Origin of the sequence: Anaerorhabdus sp., assembly GCF_036657415.1 — a bacterium.
In the GTDB taxonomy this organism is placed as follows: Bacteria; Bacillota_I; Bacilli_A; order Erysipelotrichales; family Erysipelotrichaceae; genus Anaerorhabdus.
Window position 1 is genome coordinate 1 of record NZ_JAVXGL010000099.1, and the last position, 6,616, is coordinate 6,616.

Annotated in this window: 7 protein-coding genes; 2 read left to right on the forward strand and 5 right to left on the reverse strand. The window is 32.9% G+C overall.

The features are described from left to right. A partial coding sequence (locus RSB60_RS10385) for a sulfide/dihydroorotate dehydrogenase-like FAD/NAD-binding protein (RefSeq protein WP_332616176.1) occupies positions 1 to 696 on the reverse strand: 696 nt, incomplete at its 3' end. 110 nt (positions 697 to 806) lie between these two features. Between RSB60_RS10385 and RSB60_RS10390 the strand changes: the two genes are divergently transcribed. Beyond that, positions 807 to 1,151, forward strand: a complete 345-nt coding sequence (locus RSB60_RS10390; protein ID WP_332616178.1) for a hypothetical protein — start codon at positions 807 to 809, stop codon at positions 1,149 to 1,151. Between the two features lie 46 nt (positions 1,152 to 1,197). Then, positions 1,198 to 1,743 (forward strand): hypothetical protein, encoded by a 546-nt coding sequence (locus RSB60_RS10395; protein ID WP_332616180.1) that lies wholly within the window; start codon positions 1,198 to 1,200, stop codon positions 1,741 to 1,743. Between the two features lie 23 nt (positions 1,744 to 1,766). On the opposite strand, the gene RSB60_RS10400 is transcribed toward RSB60_RS10395, so the two are convergent. From RSB60_RS10400 to RSB60_RS10415, 4 genes are all read right to left on the reverse strand, one after another. Then, on the reverse strand, positions 1,767 to 2,717 hold the full coding sequence (locus RSB60_RS10400) for a Dyp-type peroxidase (protein WP_332616182.1): 951 nt from the start codon (positions 2,715 to 2,717) through the stop codon (positions 1,767 to 1,769). A 159-nt stretch (positions 2,718 to 2,876) separates the two neighbouring features. Then, positions 2,877 to 3,869: a galactose/methyl galactoside ABC transporter permease MglC gene (gene mglC / locus RSB60_RS10405; protein ID WP_332616184.1), complete on the reverse strand. Its 993-nt coding sequence runs from the start codon at positions 3,867 to 3,869 to the stop codon at positions 2,877 to 2,879. 19 nt (positions 3,870 to 3,888) lie between these two features. Continuing rightward, entirely contained in the window at positions 3,889 to 5,397 is a 1,509-nt protein-coding gene (locus RSB60_RS10410) for a sugar ABC transporter ATP-binding protein (protein WP_323381602.1), read from the reverse strand. Positions 5,398 to 5,484: 87 nt separating this feature from the next. Next, complete coding sequence (locus RSB60_RS10415; protein WP_332616187.1) at positions 5,485 to 6,528, reverse strand: galactose ABC transporter substrate-binding protein; 1,044 nt, start codon at positions 6,526 to 6,528, stop codon at positions 5,485 to 5,487. Between the last annotated feature and the right edge of the window lie 88 nt (positions 6,529 to 6,616).

Here is a 6,616-nt window from a genome sequence, read left to right on the forward strand (position 1 = left end):
TGTTTGACCATCTACAGTCACACGACAACCACCACACATACCTGTGCCATCAATCATAATTGGGTTTAAACTAACTATCGTTTTAATATTTTTAGCTTTTGTAACATCACAAATTGCACGCATCATTGGAATTGGTCCGATCGCAATAACTAAATCATATTCTTTTGTTTTAAGCAATTCTTCTAAAGCATTAGTTACAAATCCTTTATTCCCATTAGAACCATCATCAGTCATAATCACACAATCATTAGCGATTGCTTTCATTTCATTTTCAAGAATAATCATTTCAGTATTTCTAAATCCTGCAATCATATCAACTTCTACATTATGTGTAGCAAGATACTTAGCGCTTGGATAAGCAATTGCTGTTCCAACACCTCCACCAACAACACATACTTTTTTGGCTTCTTCAAATTCTGTCGGTCTGCCTAATGGACCTACTAAATCTAAAACAGAATCACCTTCATTGAGCTTACTCAATTTTAAAGTAGTTTTCCCGATTGCTTGAACAATGATTGTTATCGTTCCTTTTATTGCATCATGATCCGCAATAGTTAAAGGAACTCGTTCACCAAATTCATCAACACGTAAAATAATAAACTGCCCTGGTTCTACTTTTTCACTAATTGCATTCGCTTCTAATTCAAATAAATATACATCCGGATTTAACTGTTTCTTCGTTAGAATTTTCGCCATATCACTTACCTCACATTGTCATTATTATACATGAAAAGAGTACCCAGTCCAAGCAGGAATTGAACAGTTATTTGTGATATAATTAACATAATGAATTGGGGTAGATAATTATGAAATTTTTGTATATTCTATGTATTTTTCTATTAATGGGGTGCCAAGTTAATTCCACATCTACTTCACCTACTCCTATACCAGATGACAATCTACTATCAAAAGTACAAACACAGCTTAAAGACTCTGATTTCAAATCAATTGAATGCAATTCAACAACATGCAATGTGGATACAATAGTTTTGAAAGAAGGTATGGGCATTCTTTCTGATAATTCATATTTGGGTAAAGAAGTTTATCTTGTTGAATTTATTGATTATGAAAGTAAATCTATTCCTAATAACTTGATTATTTATGTCTCCATTGATAATGAAGAAATAATTGGTTATGGGTACATAGATTAGATATTCTTTCGCTGGTTTTCATGGTAAAATAGAACAGGTGATTAATTTGAAAGTAAAATGTGAAAAATGTAAACAAAATTTGAATAAGAGTATCGCTTCAGCATTTGAAGAATACCATGTTGGTTACATTCAATGTGATGAATGTAAAAAGAAAAACTCTCGCTATATTAGCGAAAGTGATTTACTAATGTATTTTGCATGTAGCGCTTCATTATATACAGTTGCCGTTATTGCAATCTACTTCCTTTTTAACCTTATGAGCACATTTGGTGCATGGGTAATTTATGGAATATTTATCTTTTTATTTGCTGGTATGTATTTCTTAACAAAATATATCTCATATTATATCTATATTATGGCCCCTTTCAAAAAAGGATGGCAAGATAAAAAGCTTGACGAAGATGCTCCTGGAATTGCAAAACGAATGAAATGGCAATTTATTATGTTTTTGTTAGTTGCATTGATGTTTGGATCACAACCTACATTAATTATGTACTGTTTCATTTTGTTAATTGCATTTATTATTTTAATCGGTATTAAAGTAAAACTATGTTTACGTAATGAAAGAAATCAACTTGCAACTAAAAAATAAAAAAACAGTAGAACACTGTTTTTTTATTTAATTTCTCCTGATGCAATTTTATCAATTTGTTCATAGCTTGGAACAAAAAATAAATTACCTGTAATTGGTGTAAAGAAATCTAAGATACTATCATGAGTATCTTTTTCATTTCCTTCAAACATATGTTGAAGCATTTGAAGTGTAATTGAGAAATCTTTTGAATATCCTAAAAAATAACTTCCAAAAATATTTTTTGACGCTTCAGCAAATGCAATATTAGCGCGCATAATTTTAACTTCTTCACCTGCTTTGTCATGCGCCTTTGAAATTTCAGTATGCGCATTGCTTGGTTTCTTATCCGCTGACAATTCTAAATCATTTTCTTTTGTTCGACCTACAACTAATTCTTGTTGTTCAACGGTTAAAGTATTCCATAAATCTAAATCAAAACTATATTTTTGTGCAAGTACATAAGTACCATCTTTATATGGATCGTTATCATCTTCAATATAAACAACATCTTTTGCCTCTTCACTATCTGGATTTTCTGTACCATCAACAAATCCAAATATAGCTCTTCCGTCACGGAAACGGAATCCATGGGTTTCATCAACTGCATCAATAACATCTTTTAGTAACATATGAATGACTAACATCATTTCATAGCACACATCCATTTTTTCTGCACGGATATGGAAAAATAAATCACCTGCTGTACTAACTGCTGTTTTTGTCATTCCTTTTATTTCACTGAATCGCTTAAGTTCATTTGGTTTTTCAGCTTGTGGAAACAATCTTTCCCAAGCATCAGCACCTATTCCCATTGAAAACTTAAAGTTATCATAAGGAAAACGAATTTTCATACTATTAATTGTAGGATGAAGTCTTTCACAAAAATCTTTAAATGTTTCCACAATCTCACTTGTTGCAACATCTTTCTTAAAATTCACAGTACAAAGTATTGTACTCTGTGCTTGTTCTGGTATTACATCTTGATATTTCATAGTTAATTACCTCCCAAATTTCTAAATTAATTATTCTATTAATTTGTCTTCATTTCAATAAACATGCTCAAGACTTGTAATCTAGGCTATAGTTATGGTTTATAGTCATCATTTAAAAGTAAAAGACACTTCAGTTCGAAGTGTCTTAGCTTATAAATATTATTTTTTAGCTGTATATTTACGAATATCTAATGCAACAGCAATGATAATAACTAGACCTTGAGCAATGAATTGATAAGAAGTATCTACTCCTAAATATTGCAAAGAAGTCTTCATTAATTCAAATACTAGTACCCCTAATAAGATACCTTGAACTTTACCTACACCACCTGTTGTTGAAACACCACCGATAGTACAAGCGGCAATGGCTTCAAGTTCATAACCCAAACCTAAGTTAACTGATGCACCACCTGACTTCGCAGCTAATAAGAAGCCTGCAAAACCATACATCAAACCAGCAAGTGTATAGATACGAAGTTTAGCAGCTGTTGTATTAACACCTGATACTTCAGCAGCATTTTCATTACCACCGATTGCATACATATATTTACCATGACGAGTTTTATTATACAAAAACCAAAATAATAAACCCATAACAATTGCAATAATTAATAACCATTTTAATTTATAGAATCCTAAGTCAATACCACCTGTTGCTAGCGTAGTATAGTCTTTTCTCAATCCCCCGATTGGATCAGCCCCTGAATAAACTAAGTTAATTCCATAAACAATTGTTTGCATACCTAAAGTTGCTAGGAATGGTGGAACTTTTAAATAAGATACTACAGCACCATTGAGTAATCCAAAGAACGCTGTTACTAAAACTACGATAATGAATACAGCAATAAGTGGCATTTGAGGAAGATTTTGAAAGAATTTATCTGTGTAATCAGCACGTTGTAATAATGTACATGCTAATACTCCTCCAAGACCTACTAAACGTCCAGCTGACAAGTCTGTTCCTTTTGTGATTAAACATCCACTGACACCAAGAGCAATGATGAAACGTGGTGCAGTATTTGATGCGATATTGTTGAAGTTGTTCATTGTGAAGAATCCTTTTTGTGTGAATCCAACATATAGAACTAATACAAACAATAAAAGTACGATCGCATTATTACTTAAAAAATTCTTTATTTTTTTTGCATCCATAATTTATCCTCTACTTCCCTTACATATATTTTGTAGCTAGATTCATTACATTTTCTTGAGTTGCTTCAGCACCTTCTAAGATTCCCGTAACTCTACCTTCGCACATTACCATAACGCGATCACTCATACCAAGTAATTCTGGCATTTCTGATGAAATCATGATAATTGATTTTCCTTGTTTAGCCAAATCTGCAATAATTGTATAAATTTCATACTTAGCACCTACGTCAATACCACGTGTAGGTTCATCCAAGATGAGAATATCAGGATTATTTGCTAACCAACGACCAATAATAACTTTTTGTTGATTTCCACCTGATAAAGACTGAATTTGTGTTTTAGTACTTGGTGTTTTAATACTCATTTTTCGAATATTTTCATTTACCAATTCTTCTAGTTTTTTGTTATTTAGGACAAATCCCATATCAATGTATTTATCCAAAGAAGCAACACCCACATTATCTGAAATAGATAATACTCCGAAAATTCCAGTTGCACGACGATCTTCTGTCAATAATGCAATTCCTTTTTTTATCGCATCACGCGGACGTTTAATTTTAATAACTTCATTTTTGTACTTTACTGTTCCCGAAACTATATGTCGAACACCAAATATAGCTTCCATAAGTTCAGTACGTTGAGCTCCAACTAATCCTCCAATACCTAAGATTTCCCCTTTGCGTAAATCAAAGTTTATATCTTTAAATGATTTGGGATTAATTGATGTAAAATCTCTAACCTCTAGACAGACATCACTTGGAATATTCTCTCTAGGAGGGAAACGATTAGTTAATTCACGACCAACCATTCTCTTAATAATTAAATCAGTCGTCAATTCACTTGAAGGCCAAGTACCAACATACGTACCATCACGCATGATTGTTACTTCGTCAGAAATCTTTAAGATTTCTTCCATTTTATGAGAAATATAAATAATCGATACACCATTGGCTCTTAACTTATTGATTATATCGAATAATCCTTCTACTTCATTTTCAGTTAATGATGACGTTGGTTCATCCATAATTACAACTTTTGCTTTCACCGAAACAGCTTTCGCAATTTCTACAGACTGCATATTTGAAACTGATAATTCTGAAAGTTTCATTTTAGGATTAAAGTTCATATTAACTTCTTTTAATAGTGCTTCAGTATCTGCATACATTTTTCCATGGTCGATAATTTTTAGTGGACCAATATTTTTAGTTGGAAAGCGTCCACAGAAAATATTTTCCGCTATACTTCTATCAAGAATTGGTTGTTGTTCTTGTTGCACCATTGCAATACCACGCATCAAAGCATCGTGTGTGTTTTTAATTTCTACAGGTTGTCCTTCAAAAATTACTTCTCCGCTATCTTTAGAATAGATACCGAACAAACATTTCATTAATGTTGACTTACCAGCACCGTTTTCACCCATAAGAGCGTGAACAGTTCCTGGTTTTACATTTAATGATACACCATCTAGTGCTTTAACACCTGGGAAGCTTTTACTTATATTTTTCATTTGTAAAATATAATCACTCATTGTTATTCCTCCCTAGTAGGTTCTTTTCTTGAAAAATTAAGTGTGCGCTGAGGCACACTTAATTTTGTAATCCATTATAAATTATAACTATTTGAATTCTGCAGCGTTAGCAGGAGTAACTTTAACATAGTCTACCCAGTAGTATGTATCAAGTTTTTCACCATTAACAGCTTTGACAGCAGCGTCTACAGCTTGATGAGATTGTCCGATATGGTCATTTAATACTGTACCAGTCATTCCACCAGTTGAAACTAATTCAACAGCTTCAGCAAGAGCATCAACACCTACTAAGTAGATATCTTCTCCAACTGTACGGTTAGCAGCAGCGATTGCTTGAGCAGCTCCTAAAGCCATTCCATCATTGTTACAGAATACAACTTCAACTTTGTCGCCGTATTTTGTTAAAGCATTAGCAACGATTTCTTGACCTTTTGCTTGGTCCCAGTCACCACGTTGTTCATCTAATTTTTCAACATCTAATCCAGAAGATTCTTTGTATTGAGAAATTGAGAATTCTGTACGATATTTAGCATCTACGTTTTCAGGATCTCCAACAACCATTACATATTGAAGTTTGCCATCGCCATTTAAATCCCCTTTGTTTTCAAGATCAGCAATAATTTCACCTTGGAATTTACCAGATTGACGAGCATCAGCTCCTACATAAGTATACATACCTTGGTAATCAGTACCATCGTACATTGCCATATCTTCAGCAGATGGTTCACGGTTGATAAAGATACAAGGTTTGTTTGCTTCTTTACATTTGTCAATTACTGTTGCAGCAGATGTAGATTGAACTAAGTTAATGATTAGAACATCATAATCTTGAGCGATAAAGTTATCGATTTGATTTGTTTGTTCAGCTTGGTCATTCTTACCATCTTGAATTGTAACGTTGTACTTAACTTGATCATTGCTTAATGAATCAAAATAAGATTGAATTTCGTTACGGTAAAGTGTCATAAAGTTGTCATCAAATTTGTAAATTGATACTCCAACGTTTACTTCTTTTGCAGCTCCTCCAGTAGTCCCAGCAGTTCCTGCAGGTGTTTCGCTTGGTGTAGCTGGTGCACTTGAGCATCCAACTAATGCCATTGCTGCGATTAATAAAGCTATAAGTTTCTTCATTATTTCCTCCCGTATACTTTCACGTTTTGTATACGCTTACATCATAAAACAATTCAAACTATCCCGTCAACAAACTTAATGATTTTTT